Here is a 23060-nt window from a genome sequence, read left to right on the forward strand (position 1 = left end):
GCCTTCCGGTCGGCGGGGAGTGTGATCGGCAGAGCACTGGATTCGCGACAGCACTGGGTCCGAGTCAGAACGGGGTCCATGTCAGTATGGAGCAATGTCGCACATCCGTCGATTCCGTGAAACCGACCGCGCCGACGTCGCGGAGATCTGCCTGAAGACCGGCGACGGCGGCCAGGATGCGACGGGAATGCACGGCAGCGACGAGCTGCTTGCCGACATCTTCGCCCTGCCGTATGTCGATCTCGAACCGGAGACCTGTTTCGTCGTCGACACTGGGGAGCGGGTCTCGGGATACATCGTCTGCGCAGCCGATACGGGCGCCTTCGTGGAGCGCTACCGCAGCGAGTGGTTGCCCGCATTCGCGCAGAAGTATCAGGATCTGGAGCCGTCGAACATCCTCGAGATGGGCCTCGATCCCGACCGCATGATCATCGAAGAGCTGGGTGACTATCCCGCCCACCTGCACATCGATCTGCTGCCGGAGCTGCAGGGCCAGGGGATGGGTCGCATGCTCATGCGCACGCTGCTCGCGGCGCTGCGCGAGCGCGGCGTGCCTGGCGTTCATCTCGGGGTATCGCCGAGCAATACCAATGCTGTCGCGTTCTACAAGAAACTCGGCTTCCGGCCTTTGCCCTCGGATGCCGGCGCGGGAAGTCTGCTCGGCATCCGCACCGACGCCGTCGTCTAACGGACCCGCCTCGTCGTCTGACGCAAAAACCCCCCGCCCAGGTCGCAATCTGTGCCGCTTACAGCGCGGTAGAGCGGCACAAATTGCGACCTGGACGAGGGGTGGGTGACCCTGGGCGAGGGGTGAGTGCCCGGGCTGGGGTTACGCCGAGGCGCGGAAGTAGTCGTTCGACTGCCGTACCCACAGCAGCACGATGACGACGACCGAGATGATGGCGGCGATGATTCCCAGGGTGGAGACCCCGCCGAGCAGGCTGAGGATGCCCAACACCTCGAGCACGGTGATGACGATCCGTGCCCAGTTGCGGCCAGCCCGCATCTTGCGCAGCACGAGCAGCTCGATCAGGAGGATCACGATCAAAATCACTCCGGTGGCGATCATCACTCCACCGCCGAATGAGGCTCCATCGACCTCGACCTCGACCGCGCCGCCGGCCAGTGCGATACCGGTGGTGATGAGGACGATTGTCGTGATGAGGTCGAGGATCAGCCCGACGATCAGGATCCAGAAGGCTGCGGTGACCGTTGTCGGCCGGCTTGTGGAGGGGCTCATACTCAGTTCCGTTCTGCGGCGGATGCCGCCATGTAGGTCGGACGTCAGTGTCCGTTGGCCACAGATTAGCGTCGTAACGGCCTCGAGTGCGGTAAATTTAGCCGCTCAGGTCTCAATTTGTGCCGCTTACAGCGCGCCAAAGCGGCATTAATCGCGACCTGGACGTGGGGGCGCGTGGGGGTACGTGGGCGTGGCGGAGGGGTGAGCGCGCGCGTCAGACGAAGCGGATCGTCTGCTGCAGACGAGTGCGCACGTCGAACAGCTCGTTGCCGCCGATATCGCGCGCGCCCGGCACGCCCTGGCGCAGCACCATGCTCAGCGCGCTGCGACGCACCACCACGACGGGGGTGCCGCGCACCTTGCCGAGTGCGACGACAGCCTGGTCGAGGTCGTCATCGGGCAGCACGATGATCGCCCCGCCGAAGCGTACCTTGGCTGCACGGGCGATCACGCGCATGCGGGCGAGCAGGGTGGCGATCGGGGCGCGCCCATCGACGCTGCCACCGATGATCTCGCCGCGACGGAAGCGTACGACCTCGGCGAAGTCTTCTGACATCACCCCGTAGAGCCCTGAGGGGCTGAGGATCACGTGGTCGAGCTTGTCGGCCGGATCGGTGCTCGTCGCGACGTCGTGCCAGACGGTGAAGCCCATGCCGAGGTCGCTGATGGTGCTGGCCGTGGCCTCTTCAGCGAGAGCATCCGCCAGCAGGTGACGCACCTCGCGGGGCGCAGAGCGCACGAGAGCGGGGTCGTACGGGTCGGGAACCTCGACGCCGTGACCGGCCCACTCGCGGATCAGTGTGAGATAGCGCTCGCGGCGCCATCCGCCCGGATGCCCGTACGCACGCGCCTTCGGCCGCGTGTCGGTGCGGGGCGCCGGCGCCTGCCATCCGCTCCAGTTCTGTGCGGTCGTGCCGGTGGCGGATGCTGTCGCAAACCCGTGGCCGCGATCGTAAGAAGCGCGCCCTTCCGGCGTGCCGATCAGCTCCCACGCCCGCTGCACCTGGATGAACGCAGCAGCATCTCCACCGGCATCCGGATGTGTCTGGCGCAATCGCAGGCGGAACGCGCGCTTGATCTCTTCGGCCGTGGCGGTCGGATCGACGCCGAGCACTTCGTAGGCGGAGGAGGAGAGCGGGCTGTCGAACATCACTCCCTATTCTCGCCTGCACCGCTCTCTGCCGGGGCGCCGATGCGGGGATCAGGCATGATCGTGTCGATCTGGGGTTTCGCATTCGCCTGCGCGCGCCACCAGACGAAGAAGCCGATCGCGGTGAAGGCGCCGTAGAACACGTACATGAAACCGGTGGCGTAATAGCCGGCGCTGAACAGCAGGGGAACGCCGACGACGTCGACGGCGATCCAGATCAGCCAGAACTCCGTCCACCCCTTGGCCATGCCGTAGGTGGCAAGGAGCGACCCGACGAAGGTCCAGGCATCCGCCCAGACCGGCTCGTACGAACCGAGCACGCGGAACAGGGGAGTGAGCGCGACCGTGCCGATGATGAGGGCGAGAACGAGTCCGATGCGCGCACGGCCGGACGCCCAGCGCGGGGTGACCTGGCCGGTGTCTGATGCTGCCTGTCGCCAGCGGATCCAGCCGTAGATCGCCACGGCGATGAACATCACTTGGCGGCCGGCCTGACCCAGCAGGCTCGGTAGCGAGTGGTCGGGGCTGAGGATGGTGCCGAGGAAGACCGTGAGCAGCAGCAGGTTGCCGACGATGCCGACCGGCCACGCCCAGATCTTTCGACGCATGCCGCCCAGAGCGCTGGCGAGGCCGAAGATGTTGCCGACGACTTCTCGGATGAGGAGCGTCTGCCCGCCCGGCAGCATCCACTGCGAGTTGAAGAGATCGACCAGCCATCGCAGAACGTCCATTGTTCCCCCTGTGCTTCTCCCATCCAGACTGTGACTGTCGGTACCGGAATCTCACCGGTTCAATCGCCGCCCGGAGGGGTTGCGAGTCGCGGACTATCACCGCCGGTTCGGACTTTCACCGATCCCGGAGCACGTATGTGTTCGAGTGGAAGATTACCTGAGCGCGCTCAGTCCTGTGGTGGGCGGGTGGTCGAGGCCCGCAGCGCCAGTTCCGGTGTGACTAACTCGGTCACGGGAGGGGTGTCGTCGACTGTCTCGAGGCGATGGAAGAGTTGAGATGCGGCCCGGCGTGCGACTTCTGCTGCCGGGAGCTTGAGCGTCGATAACGGGGGATTGAGGAATCGTGAGAATGCGTAGTCTCCCCAGCCCATGACCAAAACGTCATCAGGAACACGCAGTCCATGCTCACGCAGCGCGGTGTACAGGCCGAGTGCGAAGTAGTCGTTTCCCACGAGGAATGCGTCAGGCCGGTTGCTGCCTTCCAGAATGTCCCGCGCAATGCGGTATCCGTCCTCCACGCGCCAATGCATCGCTCCGCGCGTATGACGGCGTGATGGCACGAGGACGACGCGGCTGTCGTCGAACGGCAGTCCGGCTTCGTGGATCGCTCGTTTGAAGCCCGCGATTCGGTGATCCACGGTAGAGATCCGAAGATCTTCTTCGAGCAGCAGCGGATTCTTCGCCCCGCTGGCCAGGATGGCTTCTGTCGTCATGTACCCGCCGACTTCGTTGTCGTTCGAGAAGAAGTCGACGTGCAGGTCAGGCAGTTCGCGCGCGGTGAGCACGAGCGGGATCCCGGCACGTGTGATGGCGGTCCACGGGTTGGATCTGCCTTGCACGGGAACGCCGATGACGCCGTCGACTCCTGCGCGCAACGCGGCGTCGATGGCGATGCGCTCGCGCTCCGGGTCTTCCTCGGAGAGAAGAAGCAGAACGGTGTAGCCGCGACTCACGGCCTGCTCTTCGATCTCGGTCACCAGGTCGTTGAAGTACGGATTGGCCAGATCGGTCACGACGACGCCAATCGTCTTGCGCGAGCCGAGGACCAGCGACCGGGCGCTGGCATTGGGCACGTACCCGATGCGCTCGGCCTCTGTGGCGATGGTCGCGCGGGTGGAATCACTGACTCCAGGCATCCCGTTCAGCGCGCGCGAGACGGTATTGACTGACAGGCCCACGCCATCGGCGACGTCCTGGAGCGTCCGTCGACGCGAACCGGTCGCCTTCTTCGCCATACGGTGTCTTCCCCTGGATCTGCTGAGCGGTCTCTGTATCCGCTCAGTGTAGGAGCGCCATCGGCTGAACGGTCGGTTCCGCGTCGAAGATGACGTCTCGGTAAACATTAGCGTTCATGTTTTCCCTGCGCAACTGTGCGGAAAAGCCGAGGCAGGCGAATCGACTGTTGAACCGATATAACTGTTGATCAGGGTTTTTTTCGAGAGTTGACAAAACCATCGCTGATGCGAAAGAGTCATGAACGGTAATCAATCACCGCAATCGACTCACGATGTGGTGCCAGGACAATGGAGGTCGATGTTGCTCGGATACGTCATCCGGCGCGTGCTTCTCGCCCTGCTGGTTCTCTGGGGTGTGGCCACGGTCGTCTTCGTCGTGGTGCGTATCGTTCCGGCAGATCCCGCACTTCTCATCGCTGGTGACACCGCGACTGAAGAACAGCTCGCGTCGCTTCGGCACCAGATGGGTCTCGATCGCCCCCTGATCGAGCAGTACTTCGGTTATCTGGCCGGAGTCGCGACCGGTGATTTCGGGAAGTCGTATTCGCATGCCGTGCCGGCGATCGACCTGATCGCACAGGTGCTGCCGAACACAGCTCTGCTTGCAGCCCTCGCATGTCTCGTCGCGATCGTGGTCAGCATCCCGCTCGGCTTACTGGCAGCGCTCAAGGTGAACGGTGTCGCAGACCGCCTTGTCACCGGCGGCTCGCTGATCATGCAGGCGGTCCCCGGATTCTGGCTGGCGGTCGTGCTGCTGCTCATTTTCTCGCGCAAGCTGAAATGGTTCCCGAGTTCGGATCTGTCGAGTCCACTGAGTCTGGTCCTGCCGACACTGGTCCTCGCGCTGCCCTTCATCGCGATCCTGACACGACTCATTCGCAGCGGCCTGCTCGAGGTCTACGGCGAGGGGTATATCAGCACGGCACGGGCGAAGGGGCTGTCGGAGCGCACGGTGACGTTCCCACATGCAATCCGGAACGCGATGATTCCGATCGTCACGGTGCTCGGACTGGAATTCGGCACGCTCCTGGGCGGTGCGGTGATCACCGAGACCGTCTTCGCCTTTCCTGGGATCGGCAGGCTGCTCGTCGCCTCCATTCAAGTTCGCGACTACAACGTCGTCCAGGCATGTGTCGTCGTGATCGCCGTGGGCTTCGTCATCATCAACCTTCTGGTCGACCTGCTGTATGCCTACCTTGACCCGAGAGTGAGGCTCGCGAAGTGACCGCCGCACCGCGCACCATCATGCTGCAGTCGATGCAGCGTCCGAAGCGCCGTCGTAAAGCATCCCTGCGCATCTGGGTTCCGATCGGCGTGATCGTTCTCATCACGCTCGGGGCGATCATCATCCCGATGCTCTACAACTACGACCCGCTGAAGTCCGACCTCGTCTCCCGACTCAAGCCGCCGGGGACGACGCTGCCCGACGGCTCAGTCGCGATCTTCGGCACCGGACAGATCGGGGCGGATCTGTTCGCCGAGATGATGGCGGGTGCGCGAGTCTCCCTCATCATTGGCGCCGCTACGCTGCTGATCGCCGGAGTGATCGGCGTGCTGATCGGCTTGCTCGCCGGATACTACGGCGGATGGCTCGACACCGTGCTTATGCGCGTGGCGGACATCCAGCTCGCCTTCCCCGCGATCCTGCTCGCGATTCTGCTCGCCTCCGTGCTCGGCCAGGGCGTGATGAACGTCATCATCGTCCTGTCGATCTCGAACTGGGTGGTCTTCGCCCGAGTGGCTCGCAGTCAGATGATGTCGCTCAAGAGCCGTGAGTACGTCGAAGCCGCCAGGACACTGGGTCTGAGCGACGGACACATCATCTTCCGCACGCTGCTTCCGGGGTGTCTGCCGCCGATACTGGTGGTCGCGACCGTCGAACTCGGCCATGTCATCCTGGCGGAAGCCGCACTGTCCTTCCTCGGAGTGGGCGTGCCGCTCGGCACACCCAGCCTCGGAAACACGATCTCGACGGGTACCCAGTACCTGGCGACCGCCTGGTGGATCTCCACGCTGCCCGGCATCCTGCTCGTCGCACTCGTACTGGCCACTGGCATCCTCGGCGACGCGATCCGCGACCGCTTCGATCCCCGCCTCAGGAGCGCATGATGGACGATTCTGTGAAGACCGCCGAGCCACTGCTGTCGGTACGCGACCTGCAGGTCGAATTTTCGACCTCCGCGGGCGTCGCCAGAGCACTCGACGGTGTGAGCTTCGACGTTCATGCCGGTGAGACGCTCGCCATCCTCGGCGAATCAGGGTCGGGGAAATCGGTCACGGCGCAAGCGATCATGGCGTTGCTGCCCAAGCCCATCGGTTCGATCGTCGGCGGCTCGATCCAATACGGCGGACTCGATCTCGCGTCCGCCCCGACGCCCAAGGTGCGCGCGCTGTGCGGCACCGAGATCGCCATGATCTTCCAAGATCCGCTGAGCTCGCTCAACCCGGTGTTCCGGGTGGGGGATCAGGTCGCCGAGCCGTTTCGCAGGCGACAGAAGATGCCCAAGAAGGCCGCGCTCGCGAAGGCCCTCGAGCTCCTCAAGCGGGTGGGAATCCCAGATCCTGAGAAGCGCATGTTCGACTACCCGCATCAGTTCTCCGGCGGACAGCGGCAGCGCATCATGATCGCGATGGCGATCGCCCTCAAACCGAGGGTCCTGATCGCCGACGAGCCGACCACTGCTCTCGATGTGACGGTGCAGGCGCAGATCATGCAGCTGCTCGCCGATCTCCAGGCGGAGACCGGGATGGCGATGATCCTCATCAGCCACGATCTCGGCGTGGTTGCCGAGGTCGCACAGCGGGGCGCTGTGATGTACGCCGGACGCATCGTCGAGACCGGAACGATCCGAGAGATGTACGACCATCCCGCGCACCCGTACACGCAAGGCCTTCTCGACTCCATCCCGAGCGCGCAATCGCCGGGTGCACCCCTGAAGCCGATCGAGGGCTCACCGCCGAATCTGCTCGCGCTGCCATCCGGGTGCGCGTTCAGTCCACGCTGCCCGTTCGCGGTGGACGCGTGCCGTGCCGCGGTTCCGGAGCCGCGTCGTGCCGAGGGGCGCGCAGAAGGCCACCTCGCGGCATGCATCCGAACCGAGGAGGTGCTGTCCAATGTCTGATCAGACACGTTCTCAGGCGAGTCCGTTGCTGAGGGTCGAACACCTCAGAGTCACCTATCCGGTGCGCTCTTCCGTGCTGCTACGCAAAGCGGGGGAGAAGGTCGCGGTGAGCGACGTGAACTTCACTCTCGACCCGGGCAAGACAGTCGGACTGGTCGGCGAATCCGGGTCGGGCAAGTCGACAGTCGCCCGCACCATCATCGGGCTCGTCTCACCCGACAGCGGTGCGATCGAATTCGAGGGTAGAGACATCACCCGACTGCGTCGGCGTGAGCTCCATGCGGTGCGGCGCGATATGCAAATGGTGTTCCAGGATCCGTTCGCATCGCTCAACCCGCGGCTGACCGTCCGCGACATCATCGTCGAGGCTTGGCGCGCTCACCCGGGAGTCGTGTCACGTCGCGACTGGACGCGCGAGGCCCAGGAACTCCTGGACCGTGTAGGGCTCAACCCCGACTACCTCGACAGGTTCCCTCACCAGTTCTCGGGAGGGCAGCGGCAGCGCATCGGCATTGCGCGGGCGCTGGCCCTCCGTCCGAAGCTGATCATCTGCGACGAGGCAGTCTCGGCTCTGGACGTGTCCGTCCAGGCGCAGGTGCTGAACCTGCTCGCAGAGCTGCAGTCCGAGTTGAACCTCGCCTACCTGTTCATCTCGCACGACCTGTCCGTCATTGAGCACATCTGCGATCGCGTGCTGGTGCTCGATCAGGGGGTCGTGGTCGAAGACGGCACGCCGCGCGACCTCGTAGACAACCCGCAGCACCCCTACACAAAGAAGCTGTTCGCTGCCGTACCCAACGTCAGGCCCTGGCTGGCCTGATCCATCAGAGATCAAAGGAGATTCACCAATGACGTCCCTCACTCGGAGACTCACCACGGCTGCCGCAGGCGCTGTGGTCGCGCTCCTCGCACTCACAGCGTGCGCCGGCGGCGGGAGCGGCGAGGCAACACCAGACGGTGTTGACCGCGTTGCGCTCGCCGACGAGCAGCAGAACCTCACCTTCATCCCCAACTTCGCGGTCCCCAGCCTCGACCCCACGAAGGCGCCGTTGGAGATGGGAACGCGTCAGGTGATGACCAACGTCATGCAGGCGCTGGTGACACTTGACGAGAATTCAGAACCGCAGTCGCAGATCGCCGAGTCCTGGGAGTGGACCTCGCCGACAACATTGTCGTTCACGCTGCGGGACGACGTGACGTTCAGCGATGGCACGCCGCTCACGGCGGATGATGTCAAGGCGTCCGTGGACCGGTACATCGCCCAGAATGCACAGCTTGCTGCGGCCCTCTCGATCATCTCGGAGACCACGGTCGAAAGCCCGACGACGTTCACGATCACCACCTCGGCACCGACTGGCACCCTGGTCGGTGTGCTCTCACTGGTGTACATCGGTCAGGCAGCACATCAGAACGATGATGACTGGTGGAGCAAGCCGATCGGCTCGGGAGCGTTCGTGATCGACGAGGTCGTCCCGAACGACCACATCACGCTGATCCGTAACGAGAACTACTCCGGCGAACCGGCCAAGCTCAAAACACTGACCTTCAAGCTCGTGACCGACGTCAATGCCAAGGTCACGGCGCTCTCGAACGGCTCGGCGCAGGTCATCAACGATGTGACGTATGACCAGATCCAGACCGTGATGGATATGCCGAACGTGGTCTTCACCGACGTCGACAGCCTGACCTACGCATTCCTGTGGTTCGAGAACGAGCACGAGCCTCTCGACGACCCGCGGGTGCGCCGCGCCATGTGGGAGGCGATCGACCTCGACACGATCATCACGAGCCTGTACGGCGAGACGGCGAGTGCGATGGACTCGTTCTGCCCGACATCAGCCTTCGGCTGCGTGCCGGCGAACGGGATGCCGGAGTACGACCCCGAGCATGCCAAGGAGCTGCTCAAGGAAGCGGGCGTCGACGACGGATTCACCGTCGACATCATCTTCAGCACCGCCAACTCCGGCTACGACAGCCTGACCTCCGCGCTCGTGTCCGCATGGGACGAGGTCGGCATCACGGTTGAGCCCCGCGCGCTGGATGGCGCGACCTGGCTGTCGGAGTTCTCGGCGCTGAACTGGGACCTCGACGTGCAGCCGAACACCACGGCGACGGGAGATGCGGACTACACGCTCAACCGTCTGTACCAGTGCGAGGCGAAGCGCCTCGGCTACTGCAACCCCGAGCTCGACGAGATCATGGCGCAGGCGCAGGCATCCGCCGATCCCGCCGAGCGGTTGAAGCTGTACCAGCAGGTGGTCGACATCATGGCCGAGGACGTCCCTGCCATTCCGCTCTTCCAGCTGAAGGCGAACGTCGCAGCCCTCGACACCGTGCAGGGCCTCAGCATCCCCGCCACCGAGATGATCGACTTCAGCTCGGTCTACCTGACCGAGTGACGTCACGGTGCGGGAGGCCCATCGCCTCCCGCACCGGCTGATCGCACCACCCCGAAACAACCAGACCATCCAAGAGAAATTGCGTGAGGAAAGAACCGTGTTCATTACGGAACAGGCCAAGGACGTTCCGGTCGTCGGAAGCTACGATGTCATCGTCTGCGGAGGTGGCCCGGCAGGAATGATCGCGGCCACCGCGGCGGCGCGCAACGGCGCCCGGACCCTGCTGATCGAGCGATACGGATTCGTCGGCGGCATGTCGACGAGTGCGCTCGTCACCCCCATTAGCGAGTTCCGCATCAACAGCAAGCAGCACATCGGGGGAATCCCGTTCGAGCTGCTGAAGAACGCGGCTGAACTCGGCGGCGCGAACGTCGAGCTCGACAGCGGTAACTACCCGGTCAACGACGAGGTGCTCAAGCTCGCCTCCCAGCGCCTGCTTCTCGACAGCGGCGTGACGCTGCTCTACCACAGCTGGTTCGCCGACTCGGTGGTGGAGGATGGAAAGGTCACCCATGTGATCGTCCAGAACAAGGCCGGTCGCGTCGCCTACGAGGGCAAGGTCTTCATCGACTGCACAGGTGACGCCGACGTCGTGCGTTCTGCGGGTTTCGACACCATCAAGGGTGACGTCCTGCAGCCGGCATCGCTGTGGTTCCAGCTGGGCGGTGTCGATACCGATTCTCTGCACCATATCTTCGGCGACGCCGTCGACGGTGTGCTTCCGATCTCCGACGAGATCCGCGGACGCCTGGCCGAGCTGAACGAACAGGGAGAGATTCCGAACTTCGGCGGGCCTTGGATCAGCAAGTTCTTCCGTGACGGCTTCGTGAGCATCAACCTGCTGCGCGAAGCAACCGACGCGAGCGATCCCGAATGGTTCACCCGCACCGAGTGCATTCTCCGTGAGCAGCTGCAGAGCATCATCGAGGTTCTCCGCGAGAACTTCCCCGAGTTCAAGGACTGCTGGCTTTCAAAATCCGGCATCCAGACCGGCGTGCGTGAGACCTACCACATCGTCGGCGAGTACGAGTTGACTCGTGACGACATCCTCAATCCCAAGCCGTTCCCCGACACGATCGCAAAGGGGGCGCACGTCATCGACATTCACGAGATCGACAGCAACGACCAAGCTGATTTCGTTATGCCCAAGCAGGAGTACAACGTTCCGTTCCGGAGCCTCGTGCCGCAGGGCAGCATCAACCTCCTCACAGCCGGCCGCTGTCTAAGCGCCGACGGGCCAGGCTTCGGCTCGGTGCGGGTGATGGCGACGTGCATGGCGATGGGCCAGGGCGCGGGTACCGCCGCAGCCCTCAGCGTCAAGCATGGCTACAGCATGAGCGACATGGACTTTGACGCCCTTCGAAACGCACTTATCGAACAGGACGCGATCGTCGACTTCGACAACTGCGACCCGGCATCCTTCGAACTTGTCGGATCCTCCGCGAAGTGATCCACTCACCAGACCGATCCACCCCTCACGAAAGAAGATCATGAACCGCGTTCTCGTCGCCGACCGCCAACTCGAGCGATTCAACCCACTGCCCCGCATCGTCACCCACGACGACTTCGACACCGGCTTCAACGGCTGGCTCGACCTCAGCTGCAACTACGTCGGAAAGGGCTTCGAAGCCTTCGACACTGTCGTAGATCTTGATCACTGGGCCCCGAACATGCTCAGCTCCGCCTCCATGCGGTTCGCGTCATCGCACGGATCGATGGAGGGCACGTACTCGCTGAAGCTCAGCACCGCGCCGACCGGTGGCCCGCACACTGAGCCGCCCGCGCCGGGCTCGATGGGCATGGCGATCAAGCGTCTGTCGCGCTTCGGTGACCCGAACCTGATCCAGATCGAGACCTGGTACGCCTACACGCCGACCCAGGACCGTGAGGGCCTCGGCGAAGAGGATATCCGCGCCTTCGGATTCTTCTTCGACGTGCAGGACTCCGAGTACCGCTACATGCCGGGCGTGCGTTACGTCAACGCGCTCGGCGGAGAACCCGTCAAACGCTGGCAGTATTTCCAGGTGTCCGAAGGCGTTACGCAGGAGGACTGGAACCTCGGTATCCCCGAGGGCTGGAACATGCCCGGCATCGACAACCAGTGGTATGGCCGTCGCTACGAGGACGGTTCGACCGATGGTCTGCAGTGGGTGCCAGACGGTTACCAGGATCTGCTGTACAACGAGAGCCCGGACAAGCTCAACTGGATCTACCTGCGCTTGACGGTCGACGTCAAGAAGCGCGAGTACGTCGAAATGCAGAGCATGGACAAGGTCTTCGATCTGCGAGGAATCGGACCGACGCTGTCGCCGAAGTACAAATCGATCGACAACCTCATTAACCCGGTCTTCTTCGTGGAGACCGACACCGATCGGTCCGTCAATCTGTTCCTCGACTCAGTCGTCTACTCGACTGACTGAGCCGCCCTCTCCGCTTCGAGATCACGAAAGAGCGATACCGTGCAGAACATCAATACGACCGTCCTTGCCCGCAGGGTCCGCATCACCGATTCGTACACCACTCACCCCTATGAAGCCGGCTGGGCCAACGAAGGAGTGATCTTCGTGCAGACCGAGGGGGAGCATCCCGCTCTCACGGTCGGCGTCGAAGTCTCTCCCGACGGTATCCACTGGATCGCTCGTTCCGGCGAGGTCACCCTCGCCCTCGACGCCGCGATCGTCGAACTGCCGGTGACCAACTTTGGAAACTGGTTGCGTCTGCGCATCGACGGCGCACAGCCAGATGCACCCGCACGAGTCCTCGTGCACGCGGCGATGAAGGGCTGACCCGATGACCCCCGTCCCCCAGCTCGATCGTGAAACCGTCGGTCTCCTCGCTGAGCGAGCTCCGGTACCGGAGTATCTCGATGAGGACCTCCGGATCGGTATCGTGCATTTCGGCGTTGGGAACTTCCACCGCTCGCATCAGGCCGTCTACGTCGATCGGCTGCTGCGGGACGGGGGTCATGACTGGGCCATCTGTGGTGTGGGTGTCACTGATCGTGACAGACAGATGGCGGACGTGCTCGCCGCGCAGGACGGGCTCTATACGCTGACGCTTCGTCACGCTGATGGCGATGAGGAGGTATCGGTCATCGGGTCGATCCGCCGCTACCTCCACTCCGCAGACGAGACCGACGCGGTGATCGAGCAGATGGCGCACCCGAACGTGCGCATCGTCTCGCTCACGATCACCGAGGGCGGGTATCTCCAGGGAGAACTCGATGAGAGCCCGCTCGTGCGCGAGGAGACGGAGAGTGATCTCTCCGCACCTCGCTCGGCATTCGGCTTCATCCTTGCGGCATTGCGCCTCCGGCGCTCGCGGGGCATCGCTCCGTTCACCGTGATGTCCTGCGACAACATCCAGGGAAACGGCCGGATCGCACGGACCGCGACGCTCGGCATCGCTGAGAAGGTCGACCCTGAGCTTGCGGCGTGGGTCGCCGAGAACGTCGCGTTCCCCAGCACGATGGTCGACCGCATCACCCCCGCCACGGAGCAAAGCGATCGTGAGCGGGTTGAGCGGCTGCTCGGAGTCACGGATGCCTGGCCGGTTGCGGCTGAACCGTTCATCCAGTGGGTTCTCGAGGACGACTTCCCCTCGGGACGGCCGCCGTTCGATGCGGTAGGTGCGGTCTTCACCGATCACATCGACGCGTACGAGTCCGCCAAGCTACGGCTGCTCAACGCCTCTCATCAGGCGGTCGCGTACATCGGTCAGTTGGCCGGATACACGTACGTGCACGAGGCGATGGCCGACCCCGCGGTGCGCGAGTTCGTCGAAGGCTACATGTCTGAGGCCAGGTTGAGCTTCACTGCACCAGCAGGTCTGGATACCGCACAGTACTGTGCCACGGTCATCGAACGATTCATGAACCCGGCAGTGGCCGACCCGCTCCTTCGGCTCAGCGTCGACTCATCCGATCGAGTGCCGATCTTCGTCGGCCCGGTCGCGATCGATCTCCGCACCGCTGGAGCGAGCGTCCGCCAGACAGCGGCGATCCTGGCGAGCTGGTTCGTCTACTGGACGGATGGAGCTGTTGCCGAACGAAGCAGTGATCGCGCAGCGATCACGACCGCGGCGGCCGCTGAGGCGGGACCGATCGATTTCATACAGACGTTCTCGGCTCTCAGGGCGCTCGGAGCCGACCCTGACTTCATGTCCGAGTTCGCAGCGGCCGCTGACGTGCTGCAGACTGCCGGAGCCAGTGCATTCCTCACCATCTATGGCCCGGGCGCGACCCCTCGGAACGGACCGGCATCATGACTGCATCAGCACCACTGCGCAACCGTGCGGCTGTCCTGCACGGTCAGGGAGATGTGCGTGTTGAAGAGCGACCTGTTCCGATCGCGGGAGCCGGCGAACTGCAGATCCGGGTCCTGGCGTGTGGCATCTGCGGGTCGGACGTGCATTACTTCCGCGAGGGGCGCATCGGGCGCTATGTCGTAGACGAACCGATGATCCTGGGTCACGAGAGCGCTGGAATCGTGCTCGCGGCTGGTAGCGATTCCGATCGATGGCTCATCGGCAAAACGGTGGCGATCGAGCCCGGTGTTCCTTGCGGCCAGTGCGAGCAGTGCATCCGCGGACGCTACAACCTGTGCCCGGATGTGCGTTTCCTGGCGACACCACCCGTCGATGGTGCGCTCTCTGATGTGATCGTCATGCCTGCCCGCTGGGTTCACCCTGCTCCAGACGGCATGACAGCGGAGGTGGCAGCGATGGCGGAACCGCTGTCAGTCGGTCTGTGGGCCGCGAGGAAGGCGAACATCGCGGTAGGCGATCGGGTTCTCGTGACCGGAGCAGGGCCGGTCGGACAGCTCGCCGCACAGGTTGCACGGGCACGAGGCGCACATGTCGAGATCTTCGACGTCGTCGAGTCGCGACTGCGGGTCGCCGCTGGTCTCGGTATCCCCACGGCCGATATGACTGATGCGGCCTACGACGTTTTGCTGGAGTGCTCGGGAAATCAGCGCGCGGTGGATGCCGGCGTGGCGGCCTTGGCTCCGGCGGCGCGAGTCGTTCTGGTGGGCATGGGGGCACCACGCGTGGAGCTCGACCTGGGGACACTCCAAGGGCGCGAGCTGTCGGTGACGGGGACTTTCCGTTACGCGCATACGTATCGGGAGGCACTGGAGCTGCTGCACAGCGGTGTGATCGATGTGAAATCGCTCATCACTCATCGATATCCGCTGGAGCGTGTTGCAGACGCGCTCGACGCAGGCCGGAGCGATCCGAACGCCATCAAAGTCGTGGTGAGGCTCGATGCCGACCAATAGCGACCAGGATCCGCGCGTTCTCGTTATCGGCGAGACCCTGATCGATGCACTTCCGCAGCGCGAGGAGGTCGGCGGATCCCCGGCGAACGTCGCCGTCGGACTCGGGCGCCTGTCGGTGCCTGTTCGGTTCCACTCCGCGATCGGGACCGATGTACGTGCAGATCGCATCGCTGAACACTTCCGAGAGTCCGGCGTGGAGGTGACAGCACAGTCGAGGTCATTGACAACGACGTCTGTGGCGCACGTCGAGCTCGACGGAGAAGGTGCAGCGACTTATCGGTTCGAAATCGACTCGTCGTTGGCGCCCTGGGATTATCGCGGTGAGCCGATCGTTCACATCGGATCGCTTTTCGCCTTCCTCGAACCAGCGGCGACCGCCGTCGAGACATTTGTCAAGACGCTTCCACCGGAAGCGATCGTCACATTCGATCCGAACATCAGAGCGGAGCTCATCGACGATGTGACCAGCGCAAGGGATCGTTTCGCGCGGTTGTGCGCCCTGTCAGACATCGTCAAGCTCAGCGACGAGGATGCGCGGTGGCTCTATCCTTCGAGCTCCGAGTCGGACGTGCTTACCCAGATCGCCTCATTCGGGCCGCATCTGGTGGCACTCACGCGCGGCGCGGAAGGCGCGGTCATGTTCGCCTGCGGGGCGACCGTCAGCACCCGCCCGGCCAAGGTCCCGGTGGTCGACACGGTCGGGGCGGGCGATACCTTCATGGCGGCACTCATCTCGTGCGTCGTCGTCGGCGGCCTGCCTGCGACGACCGGGGAGGTCGCACGAATTGGGGACCTCGCCGCGATGGCGGCCGGTGTGACTGTCAGTCGCCGCGGTGCAGATCTGCCATGGGCGGAGGAGCTGCCCGGATTCCTCCCGGCATTGATGGGTTCCGCTACGCGGCCACGTTGACGGGCGAATCGCCGCCCTCTTGGAACGACGGCGTTTTGCCCAGCATCCGACCGATCAGCAGCACGACGCCGACGACGATCAACCCGACGATGAGTCCGCAGACGGCCGAGACGAATGTCTCGCCGATCCACGCGACCACACCGCCGGTGGGAGCCAGGAAATCGTGGATGCCGTGCAGCATGTCGCTGAAGAAGTGCAGGCCGACCTCGCCGAGGTTCGCCAGCAGCAGGTGGCCGCCGACCCAGAGCATCGCGACCGTGCCGACCACGCTGATCACGCGGAACACGGCCGGCATCGACCGCACGATCCGCGTGCCGGTGTGGCGCACGCGCCGGGAAGGATTCTTCGCCATCTTCAGCCCGATGTCGTCGATCTTCACCAGCAGCGCCACGGCGCCGTACACGATCACGGTCATCATGAGGGCGATCACCGCGAGGATGGCCAGTGTCATCCAGATGCTCATGCCGGCATCGAGATTCGACAGCGAGATGAGCATGATCTCGGTCGACAGGATCAGGTCGGTGCGGATGGCTCCCCACACGAGCTTGTTCTCGTTGCGCGCGCTACCGCTTTCGTGATCGTGGTGGAAACCGAACCACTCCAACACCTTCTCGGCGCCTTCGAAACACAGGTACGTTCCACCGATGATCAGCAGGAACGGCAGCACCCACGGTGCGAACGCGGTCAGCAGCAGTGCGATCGGGATGATGATCACGAACTTGTTCACGAGCGACCCGAGCGTGATCTTCATGACCACGGGAAGCTCGCGCGCCGGCGTGATTCCCTGCACGTACTGCGGGGTCACCGCGGCATCATCGATCACGACACCAGCCGACTTCGCCGATGCTTTCAGCGCTGCGCTGAGGATGTCATCGACGACAGCGAGCAGACCAACCGACATGCGACCCCCTGAGAGACGTTCAGGAAAGCAAGACTACTGGCACCTCAGCTGCGCCCGGTGAAGTGATCCATCGACGAGTACACCTTGAACACATACCGAGCGAGGAAGTCCCACGTCTTCGTCGGAAGCACGCCGCGCAAGGCCATCGAGAGTTTCACGGTCCACGGGCGCAGCACCATGGGTGTTCCGCGCAGCATCCCGTTCCACGCCGTTGCCGTCGCCTTGCGGGGCGTCATGATCGGCGTCATCAGCGGGCCGCGCGCGCCCTCGAACATGCCGGTGGAGATGTAGCTCGGGCAGAACGTGGTCACCTTGATGTGGTCGTGGCCGTAGCCTTCGAGCTCCAGGCGCACCGATTCGCCCCAGCCGATCATCGCCCATTTGGATGCCGCGTACACACTCATGTTCGGATTCGCCAGCGTCCCTGCGGCGGAGGCGATGTTGAGGATGCGCTTGGGCCGGGACGTGTCAGCGATCATGTCGGGCAACACCTCGCGGGTCAGCCACATGGCCGCGAGCGTGTTGATGCGCATGGTCGCCTCGATATCGCGCACCGGGTCGTGCTCCCAGAACGGTGCGCCCCGCACGATGCCGGCGTTGTTGATGACGACGTCGGGCGTGCCGAAGTCCGCACGCACCCGCTCCATGCCGGCGGCGATCTCCTCGCGCTGCGAGACGTCCACGCGATAGCCGCGGACTTCGACCCCTGACTTCGAGAGCTCGGTGGCGACAGCGGTGACGGCATCCTCATCGATGTCCCACAGCGCGACGGCCCGCGCGCGGGCGGCGACAGCGCGGCGGGCGTACAGCTCGCCCATGCCGCGTGCGCCACCGGTGATGAGGACGAGAGCGTCAGTGATCGGGTTCTCAGACATGGATCACACGGTACGCCACGCACACCCGCACACCGGGAATCTTGGCCCTCGCGACGTGCGCAGGGCGCGCGGGCTGCTTCTCGTTGGTGAAACTCGCACAAGAGCGAGGAAATCCATCCCGCGCGGGCGGGCGGGGCGGGGCGGGTCGTGCGGGCGCGCCGGTCACCCGAGCCGAGAGCGGATGCTGAGGCCGGGCTTGCGCTGATGCACAGAGAAGTAGCGCAGGCCGGCGGCTCCGGCGACGAAGCGGCGCTGTGACCTGGCCGGCAACCACACCATCGTGCCGGGGGAGAGCGCGAGCGGATCCGCAGCGGTCTCGAGCGTCCCCGAGCCTTCGAGAACGACGATCAGCACGTCCAGTTCCGGCCCGATGTGCGCCTGGATCTCGCCGCCAGCCGGTAGCACGATCACGTTCGCGTCGAGCCCCCGCTCGGAAGGCTCCAGGCGCCACGCGGAGCCGGCGGCAGCAGCCGACGCGGCGAACGCGTCACCGACGATGCGGGGCGTGGGGGCGGTGTTCTCGGCATCCATTGGTCGTCTCCGTTCCTGAGCGTTCCTCCAGAATGGCACCCGGTCCTCGATAGTGCGTCAGACTTGAAGAGCGAAAAGGAGTGCACATGACTGACACCGGCACCATCACCCGCACACCCGGCACCGAAACGGCCGTCCTCGCGGGCGGATGCTTCTGGGGAATGGACGATCTCATCCGCCGCCAGCCCGGCGTGCTCGACACTCGAGTCGGCTACACCGGTGGCGAGAACGAGAACGCGACCTACCGCAACCACCCCGGCCACGCCGAGGCCGTGGAGATCGTCTTCGATCCCGCTAAGACGACGTACCGCGACATCCTCGCGTTCTTCTTCCAGATCCATGACCCCTCGACGCTCGACCGGCAGGGCAACGACGTCGGATCCAGCTACCGCTCGGCCATCTTCCCGCTCAGCCCTGAGCAGGAGCAGATCGCCCGCGACACCATCGCCGACGTGGATGCTTCAGGCCTTTGGCCCGGCAAGGCCGTCACGAAGATCGAGCGGGAGGGCCCGTTCTGGGAGGCCGAGCCCGAGCACCAGGACTACCTGCAGCGCATCCCGAACGGCTACACCTGCCACTTCCCGCGTGCCGGCTGGGTGCTTCCGAAGCGCGCGGCCTGACCCGCCAACAGCTCAGGTCGCACCCGCCCACACCTCAGGTCGCAAACTATGCCGCTATGCCTCGCGCAAAGCGGCAGAATTTGCGACCTGGAGCGGGGGTCAGGTCAGCCCTTGAGCGTGTCGATATCGATCACGAAGCGGTAGCGGACGTCGGATGCCAGTACCCGCGCCCACGCCTCGTTGACCTGGTCGGCCGAGGTGATCTCGACCTCGGGCGCGATGCCGTGCTCAGCGCAGAAGTCGAGCATCTCCTGAGTCTCGGCGATGCCACCGATGTTGGAGCCGGCGAATGAGCGACGACCGCCGATCAGCGTGCCAGCGCTCACGGACATCGGCTCGGCCGGAGCTCCGACGCCTACGAGCGTGCCGTTCAGCGCGAGCAGCTTGAGGTGCGCATCGAGATCGATCGCGGCGGAGACCGAGTTGATGATCAGGTCGAACCTGCCGCGCAGCGTGCGGAAGGTCTCTTTGTCCTCGGTCGCGTAGTAGTGGTCGGCGCCGAGCGTGAGCGCGTCGTCGCGCTTCGAGTTCGACCGCGACAGCACGGTGACTTCGGCGCCCATGGCGTGCGCGATCTTCATGGCCATGTGCCCGAGTCCGCCGAGCCCGATCACGGCGACCTTCTTGCCGGGGCCTGCGTTCCAGTGGCGCAGCGGCGAGTACGTGGTGATGCCGGCGCACAGCAGGGGGGCGGCCTTCTCGTAGGGGATCGCCTCCGGCACGCGCAGCACGAAGTGCTCGGTGACGACCACCGAGGTCGCGTATCCGCCCTGCGTGATCGTGCCGTCGACGTCCTTCGCGCCGTAGGTGCCGATGGCGCCGTTCAGGCAGTATTGCTCTTCACCCGCCTCGCAGTTCGCGCACTCGCCGCAGGAGTTCACGAGGCATCCGACCCCGACGCGGTCGCCGACCGTGAACTTGGTGACGTCGGATCCGACTTCGGCGACGGTGCCGACGATCTCGTGACCGACGGTCAGCGGGTACTGCTGCGTGCCCCAATCGCCCTGCACCGTGTGGATGTCGGAGTGGCAGATGCCCGCCCAGCGGATGTCGATCCGCACATCCTTCGCGCTGACATCGCGGCGTTCGATGGTGCCCGTGAAGAGCGGGTCGGTGGCGGACGGCGCGACGATGGCGGGAATCGAAGTGGGCATGGTCAAGATCGTAGACCGGATGCCGCGGACAAGGGGCTACGTAAGAAACTCCAACGCGGCATCCTTAAATGCGCGTGCACCCGGGGCGTTGAAGTGGTGCCGGTCGGGAATCGTGAAGAACGTGCCCTGCGGTGCGGCGTTCGCCAGGGCCCGAGAGCCGTCGATGACAGCATCCTGCGACCCTGTCGCGAACAGGATCGGCTGGGTCGGGGCCTTGGCCGGGTCGGGGCCGATCGTGCGCTGCTCGCGCATGCCCTCTGCCAGCGCGAGCAGCGCGCGAAGGTCGTTGCCGTGGACGCGCTCGGTGAGCGCGATGTAGTTCTGGGTCGTGCGATCACGCACGGGCGTGCCGTCGTCGATGTACGCGCGCACCTGGTCGAGATCGAGACGGGTGAGCGGGATGCCTTCGGGCACGCCGCCGAGCACGGCCCTGCTGATCTTCTGCGGGAGGTCGCGCACGACCTCCCAGCCCACGAACGCGCCGAGTGAGTACCCGATGTAGAACGCTTCCTCGACGAGGTAGACGTCCATGATGTTCTCGACGTCGGCGGCGAGCGTGCTCACGGCATACGCCTCAGGCTCGTGCGGCTTGTCGCTGAGGCCATGGCCGCGCTGATCGATCGCGAGCACACGGTATCCGGCTCTGGTGAGCATTCGGACCCACCCGGTCTGCACCCAGTTATCGCGCGCGCTGGAGGCGAAGCCGTGCACGAGAACGACGACCGGGGCGTCGAGATCGCCCCAGTCGTACGTCGCAAGGCGTGTGCCGTCAGCGGCATAGACGCGCTGCGGTTCCGGCATCTGGGTCAGATCAGAGAGGAGGGCAGCCACCCCTCCATCATGCTCCTCTGCGCGCGGAGGCGCTCAGGTCAGACCCGTTTCAATAACATCATCCTTGCGATGGATGCAGATGTCTGCGGTACTGCGTAGTTTTATAGGTACGGAGGCGACCGGGGGGTCAAAATGTCAACGATCGGTGTCGTGCAAGATCTGACGGGGTTCTTTCTGTCGGTGGGGATGGTCGGTGCAGGAGTAGCAGTCCTCTGCGCGCTCATCGCACTCACCGCGCTCGCGCAGGGTGCTGCCGGGGTCACGGGCGGCGCCGTGGCGGTCTGGATCGGCGGAGCACTGTTGAGCCTGACCTCGGGCTTCTCGGGGCAGTGGCTTCCCGCGATCATCGCTGGTGGTTCGCTGGTGGCGGCGCTCGCGCTGGGCGGGGTCGCCCGGGTCGTCTTGCGCTCGTTGCAGCTGAGGGTGAAGGCCGTGCCCGTCGAGGCATCCGAGGCGGCCGCTACCGTGACGACCATTGCTCAGCCGGCACGTCAGCTGAGCGTGCGTACAGTGACACCCGAATCGATTCGATAGACTTCTCGCCTGCCGGTTCGCCGACATCCTGACCTCTTCGTCCTTCGTTCCGGAAGTCCTCCCCCGCATGGCCACCTCCCTCACCACGGGCCGCCCCTGGCGTGTCATTCTCGCGTTCTCCGTTCCGCTGCTCATCGGCAACATCGTGCAGCAGCTCTACCAGGTCGTCGATACGATCGTCGTCGGCCGCGAGCTGGGCGTGAACTCACTCGCAGCCGTCGGTGCGACGGGGTCGCTGCTGTTCCTCCTGCTCGGATTCGCCTGGGGTATGACAAGCGGTTTTGCGATTCCGACTGCTCAGGCCTTCGGCGCCAAGGACTATGCGGCCGTGCGACGTTCGGTCGCTACGGGCACGGTGCTGGCCGCTATCGCGAGCATCCTGATCACGATCGCAGGACCGCTGCTGGCTGGTCCCGTTCTCGTGCTCATGCAGACACCGCCGGAACTCCTCGCCGAAGCCACTCTCTTCACCCAGGTGAGCTTCCTCGGTGGCGGGGCGACGATGTTCTTCAACTACCTCGCTGCGATTATCCGTGCCATCGGCGACTCCAAGACGCCGCTGGTATTCCTCACCATCGCGTGTGCGCTGAACGTCGTGCTCGTCATCCTTCTGGTAGGGCCCGTGGGCTGGGGCGTTGCCGGTGCCGCACTGGCGACGGTTGTCGCGCAGGCCGTCTCTGTGCTGCTGTGCCTTGACTACATCAGGCGCCGCATTCCGGTTCTGCACGTTCGGCGCGAGGACTGGAAGATCACCGGCGACGACGTCGCCGACCACCTTCGGCTCGGGCTGCCGATGGGCTTCCAGGCCTCGATCATCGCGATCGGAACCCTGGTCGTGCAGGTGGCCCTGAACGTGCTCGGTGCCGATGCCGTCGCGGCGTACACCGCGGCATCCCGTGTCGACAGCCTCGCCACCGCCCTGCTCGCATCCCTCGGCCTCGCGGTCTCGATGTATGTGGCGCAGAACTTCGGCGGGCGCCGGCCCGACCGCATCCGTGCCGGTGTGAAGCAGGCGACCTGGATGGCCATCATCGCCTCGGTCATCCTCGGTGTCGTGCTCATCGCGTTCGGCACGAACCTCGTGCGACTGTTCGTCGGCGAGGGGGCGGATGAGGTCGTCGAGCTCGCCCACCTCATGCTCATCATCAATGGATCGGCCTACGCGCTGCTGGGAACGCTGTTCGTGCTGCGCGGCGCACTGCAGGGGCTCGGCCAGGCAATGATCCCCACGGTGACGGGAGTCGTCGAGCTCTTCATGCGTGTGGGAGCTGCTGTCGTGCTCGGCGGTCTGCTCGGCTTCGGCGGTGTCGCGCTGAGCAACCCGCTCGCGTGGATCGGTGCCGTCGTGATCCTCATTCCGGCGTATGTGCGCGCGCATCGCGCGTTGGCGAAGATGCCCGTCGATCCGGATGAGCCGACGCTCACCACGCCGATCGCGCTCGTCGGGCCCGACAACAGCTCGCTGACCGTGGATGCTGTGGTCACGCAGCCCATTCCGATCGTGATGCAGAAGCGGTGGAAGAAGCTGCTGCGCCGCTGAGTTGATCG

At 64.6% G+C, this 23060-nt stretch carries 24 protein-coding genes and 1 riboswitch; of the genes, 15 read left to right on the forward strand and 9 right to left on the reverse strand.

The genetic code is table 11. The features are described 5' to 3' along the window. Window positions 1-94 precede the first annotated feature (94 nt). Complete coding sequence (locus ACTU6V_RS01605) at window positions 95-688, forward strand: GNAT family N-acetyltransferase (protein ID WP_443474729.1); 594 nt, start codon at window positions 95-97, stop codon at window positions 686-688. 141 nt (window positions 689-829) lie between these two features. On the opposite strand, the gene ACTU6V_RS01610 is transcribed toward ACTU6V_RS01605, so the two are convergent. The 4 genes from ACTU6V_RS01610 to ACTU6V_RS01625 all read right to left on the reverse strand — a co-directional run bounded on the left by ACTU6V_RS01610 (window position 830) and on the right by ACTU6V_RS01625 (window position 4356). Beyond that, window positions 830-1240, reverse strand: coding sequence for a hypothetical protein (locus ACTU6V_RS01610; RefSeq protein ID WP_443474730.1), 411 nt, complete (start codon window positions 1238-1240; stop codon window positions 830-832). A gap of 214 nt (window positions 1241-1454) precedes the next feature. Then, the gene (locus ACTU6V_RS01615) at window positions 1455-2390 is read right to left on the reverse strand and encodes a J domain-containing protein (protein WP_443474991.1); all 936 of its coding nucleotides are present in this window, start codon (window positions 2388-2390) and stop codon (window positions 1455-1457) included. Then, window positions 2390-3121: a nicotinamide riboside transporter PnuC gene (pnuC, locus tag ACTU6V_RS01620; RefSeq protein WP_443469796.1), complete on the reverse strand. Its 732-nt coding sequence runs from the start codon at window positions 3119-3121 to the stop codon at window positions 2390-2392. The genes ACTU6V_RS01615 and pnuC overlap by 1 nt, the downstream gene beginning before the upstream one ends. Window positions 3122-3128: 7 nt before the next feature. Further along, window positions 3129-3257, reverse strand: a riboswitch (FMN riboswitch). Between the two features lie 31 nt (window positions 3258-3288). Continuing rightward, entirely contained in the window at window positions 3289-4356 is a 1068-nt protein-coding gene (locus tag ACTU6V_RS01625; protein WP_443474731.1) for a LacI family DNA-binding transcriptional regulator, read from the reverse strand. A gap of 298 nt (window positions 4357-4654) precedes the next feature. On the opposite strand from ACTU6V_RS01625, the gene ACTU6V_RS01630 reads away from it, so the two are divergent. The 11 genes from ACTU6V_RS01630 (at window position 4655) to ACTU6V_RS01680 (ending at window position 16066) form a co-directional block, all read left to right on the forward strand. Beyond that, window positions 4655-5581 carry an ABC transporter permease gene (locus ACTU6V_RS01630; RefSeq protein ID WP_443474732.1) on the forward strand — a complete coding sequence of 309 codons (927 nt, stop codon included), beginning with the start codon at window positions 4655-4657 and terminating at the stop codon, window positions 5579-5581. Next, complete coding sequence (locus ACTU6V_RS01635; protein ID WP_443474733.1) at window positions 5578-6465, forward strand: ABC transporter permease; 888 nt, start codon at window positions 5578-5580, stop codon at window positions 6463-6465. The genes ACTU6V_RS01630 and ACTU6V_RS01635 overlap by 4 nt, the downstream gene beginning before the upstream one ends. Further along, the gene (locus tag ACTU6V_RS01640) at window positions 6462-7478 is read left to right on the forward strand and encodes an ABC transporter ATP-binding protein (RefSeq protein ID WP_443474734.1); all 1017 of its coding nucleotides are present in this window, start codon (window positions 6462-6464) and stop codon (window positions 7476-7478) included. The genes ACTU6V_RS01635 and ACTU6V_RS01640 overlap by 4 nt, the downstream gene beginning before the upstream one ends. Beyond that, a complete protein-coding gene (locus ACTU6V_RS01645; RefSeq protein WP_443474735.1) occupies window positions 7471-8298 on the forward strand; it encodes an ABC transporter ATP-binding protein in 828 nt (275 codons plus the stop codon). The genes ACTU6V_RS01640 and ACTU6V_RS01645 overlap by 8 nt, the downstream gene beginning before the upstream one ends. Window positions 8299-8326: 28 nt before the next feature. After that, complete coding sequence (locus ACTU6V_RS01650) at window positions 8327-9877, forward strand: ABC transporter substrate-binding protein (RefSeq protein ID WP_443474736.1); 1551 nt, start codon at window positions 8327-8329, stop codon at window positions 9875-9877. A gap of 97 nt (window positions 9878-9974) precedes the next feature. Next, window positions 9975-11327, forward strand: a complete 1353-nt coding sequence (locus tag ACTU6V_RS01655; RefSeq protein WP_443474737.1) for an FAD-dependent oxidoreductase — start codon at window positions 9975-9977, stop codon at window positions 11325-11327. A gap of 40 nt (window positions 11328-11367) precedes the next feature. Further along, window positions 11368-12297, forward strand: a complete 930-nt coding sequence (locus tag ACTU6V_RS01660) for a DUF6772 family protein (RefSeq protein WP_443474738.1) — start codon at window positions 11368-11370, stop codon at window positions 12295-12297. Between the two features lie 39 nt (window positions 12298-12336). Next, complete coding sequence (locus ACTU6V_RS01665; protein ID WP_443474739.1) at window positions 12337-12663, forward strand: DUF6385 domain-containing protein; 327 nt, start codon at window positions 12337-12339, stop codon at window positions 12661-12663. 4 nt (window positions 12664-12667) lie between these two features. After that, window positions 12668-14143, forward strand: coding sequence for a mannitol dehydrogenase family protein (locus tag ACTU6V_RS01670; RefSeq protein WP_443474740.1), 1476 nt, complete (start codon window positions 12668-12670; stop codon window positions 14141-14143). Then, on the forward strand, window positions 14140-15156 hold the full coding sequence (locus ACTU6V_RS01675) for an NAD(P)-dependent alcohol dehydrogenase (protein WP_443474741.1): 1017 nt from the start codon (window positions 14140-14142) through the stop codon (window positions 15154-15156). Before ACTU6V_RS01670 ends, ACTU6V_RS01675 begins: the two co-directional genes overlap by 4 nt. Beyond that, window positions 15143-16066 (forward strand): carbohydrate kinase family protein, encoded by a 924-nt coding sequence (locus ACTU6V_RS01680; protein WP_443474742.1) that lies wholly within the window; start codon window positions 15143-15145, stop codon window positions 16064-16066. Before ACTU6V_RS01675 ends, ACTU6V_RS01680 begins: the two co-directional genes overlap by 14 nt. Here the strand turns inward: ACTU6V_RS01680 and ACTU6V_RS01685 are convergent. The 3 genes from ACTU6V_RS01685 to ACTU6V_RS01695 all read right to left on the reverse strand — a co-directional run bounded on the left by ACTU6V_RS01685 (window position 16050) and on the right by ACTU6V_RS01695 (window position 18373). Continuing rightward, window positions 16050-16967: a DUF808 domain-containing protein gene (locus ACTU6V_RS01685; protein WP_443469797.1), complete on the reverse strand. Its 918-nt coding sequence runs from the start codon at window positions 16965-16967 to the stop codon at window positions 16050-16052. The genes ACTU6V_RS01680 and ACTU6V_RS01685 overlap by 17 nt on opposite strands. A gap of 44 nt (window positions 16968-17011) precedes the next feature. Then, window positions 17012-17842, reverse strand: coding sequence for an SDR family NAD(P)-dependent oxidoreductase (locus ACTU6V_RS01690; protein WP_443474743.1), 831 nt, complete (start codon window positions 17840-17842; stop codon window positions 17012-17014). A gap of 162 nt (window positions 17843-18004) precedes the next feature. Beyond that, the gene (locus ACTU6V_RS01695) at window positions 18005-18373 is read right to left on the reverse strand and encodes a cupin domain-containing protein (RefSeq protein ID WP_443469799.1); all 369 of its coding nucleotides are present in this window, start codon (window positions 18371-18373) and stop codon (window positions 18005-18007) included. Between the two features lie 86 nt (window positions 18374-18459). Here ACTU6V_RS01695 and msrA point away from each other — a divergent pair, with 86 nt between their 5' ends. After that, complete coding sequence (msrA, locus tag ACTU6V_RS01700) at window positions 18460-18993, forward strand: peptide-methionine (S)-S-oxide reductase MsrA (RefSeq protein ID WP_443469800.1); 534 nt, start codon at window positions 18460-18462, stop codon at window positions 18991-18993. A 104-nt stretch (window positions 18994-19097) separates the two neighbouring features. Here the strand turns inward: msrA and ACTU6V_RS01705 are convergent, their stop codons facing one another. After that, window positions 19098-20147, reverse strand: coding sequence for an NAD(P)-dependent alcohol dehydrogenase (locus ACTU6V_RS01705; RefSeq protein WP_443469801.1), 1050 nt, complete (start codon window positions 20145-20147; stop codon window positions 19098-19100). Between the two features lie 36 nt (window positions 20148-20183). Further along, on the reverse strand, window positions 20184-20978 hold the full coding sequence (locus ACTU6V_RS01710; RefSeq protein ID WP_443474744.1) for an alpha/beta fold hydrolase: 795 nt from the start codon (window positions 20976-20978) through the stop codon (window positions 20184-20186). Window positions 20979-21110: 132 nt separating this feature from the next. Here ACTU6V_RS01710 and ACTU6V_RS01715 point away from each other — a divergent pair, with 132 nt between their 5' ends. Beyond that, a complete protein-coding gene (locus ACTU6V_RS01715; protein WP_443474745.1) occupies window positions 21111-21512 on the forward strand; it encodes a hypothetical protein in 402 nt (133 codons plus the stop codon). A 67-nt stretch (window positions 21513-21579) separates the two neighbouring features. Continuing rightward, entirely contained in the window at window positions 21580-23052 is a 1473-nt protein-coding gene (locus ACTU6V_RS01720; protein ID WP_443469804.1) for an MATE family efflux transporter, read from the forward strand. Window positions 23053-23060 lie beyond the last annotated feature (8 nt).

Source organism: Microbacterium zouquanmingi, from assembly GCF_052266675.1.
GTDB lineage: Bacteria > Actinomycetota > Actinomycetes > Actinomycetales > Microbacteriaceae > Microbacterium.

Excerpts from the sequence above, each read along its gene's own strand:
- ACTU6V_RS01650 (WP_443474736.1), top strand. The coding sequence starts at position 8,327 with ATGACGTCCCTCACTCGGAGACTCACCACGGCTGCCGCAGGCGCTGTG.
- ACTU6V_RS01640 (WP_443474734.1), top strand. The coding sequence starts at position 6,462 with ATGATGGACGATTCTGTGAAGACCGCCGAGCCACTGCTGTCGGTACGC.
- ACTU6V_RS01695 (WP_443469799.1), bottom strand. The coding sequence starts at position 18,373 with ATGGATGCCGAGAACACCGCCCCCACGCCCCGCATCGTCGGTGACGCG.
- ACTU6V_RS01675 (WP_443474741.1), top strand. The coding sequence starts at position 14,140 with ATGACTGCATCAGCACCACTGCGCAACCGTGCGGCTGTCCTGCACGGT.
- ACTU6V_RS01685 (WP_443469797.1), bottom strand. The coding sequence starts at position 16,967 with ATGTCGGTTGGTCTGCTCGCTGTCGTCGATGACATCCTCAGCGCAGCG.
- ACTU6V_RS01680 (WP_443474742.1), top strand. The coding sequence starts at position 15,143 with ATGCCGACCAATAGCGACCAGGATCCGCGCGTTCTCGTTATCGGCGAG.
- ACTU6V_RS01670 (WP_443474740.1), top strand. The coding sequence starts at position 12,668 with ATGACCCCCGTCCCCCAGCTCGATCGTGAAACCGTCGGTCTCCTCGCT.
- ACTU6V_RS01605 (WP_443474729.1), top strand. The coding sequence starts at position 95 with ATGTCGCACATCCGTCGATTCCGTGAAACCGACCGCGCCGACGTCGCG.
- ACTU6V_RS01625 (WP_443474731.1), bottom strand. The coding sequence starts at position 4,356 with ATGGCGAAGAAGGCGACCGGTTCGCGTCGACGGACGCTCCAGGACGTC.
- msrA (WP_443469800.1), top strand. The coding sequence starts at position 18,460 with ATGACTGACACCGGCACCATCACCCGCACACCCGGCACCGAAACGGCC.
- ACTU6V_RS01610 (WP_443474730.1), bottom strand. The coding sequence starts at position 1,240 with ATGAGCCCCTCCACAAGCCGGCCGACAACGGTCACCGCAGCCTTCTGG.
- ACTU6V_RS01690 (WP_443474743.1), bottom strand. The coding sequence starts at position 17,842 with ATGTCTGAGAACCCGATCACTGACGCTCTCGTCCTCATCACCGGTGGC.
- ACTU6V_RS01630 (WP_443474732.1), top strand. The coding sequence starts at position 4,655 with ATGTTGCTCGGATACGTCATCCGGCGCGTGCTTCTCGCCCTGCTGGTT.
- ACTU6V_RS01705 (WP_443469801.1), bottom strand. The coding sequence starts at position 20,147 with ATGCCCACTTCGATTCCCGCCATCGTCGCGCCGTCCGCCACCGACCCG.
- ACTU6V_RS01615 (WP_443474991.1), bottom strand. The coding sequence starts at position 2,390 with ATGTTCGACAGCCCGCTCTCCTCCTCCGCCTACGAAGTGCTCGGCGTC.
- ACTU6V_RS01645 (WP_443474735.1), top strand. The coding sequence starts at position 7,471 with ATGTCTGATCAGACACGTTCTCAGGCGAGTCCGTTGCTGAGGGTCGAA.
- ACTU6V_RS01660 (WP_443474738.1), top strand. The coding sequence starts at position 11,368 with ATGAACCGCGTTCTCGTCGCCGACCGCCAACTCGAGCGATTCAACCCA.
- ACTU6V_RS01715 (WP_443474745.1), top strand. The coding sequence starts at position 21,111 with ATGTCAACGATCGGTGTCGTGCAAGATCTGACGGGGTTCTTTCTGTCG.
- ACTU6V_RS01720 (WP_443469804.1), top strand. The coding sequence starts at position 21,580 with ATGGCCACCTCCCTCACCACGGGCCGCCCCTGGCGTGTCATTCTCGCG.
- pnuC (WP_443469796.1), bottom strand. The coding sequence starts at position 3,121 with ATGGACGTTCTGCGATGGCTGGTCGATCTCTTCAACTCGCAGTGGATG.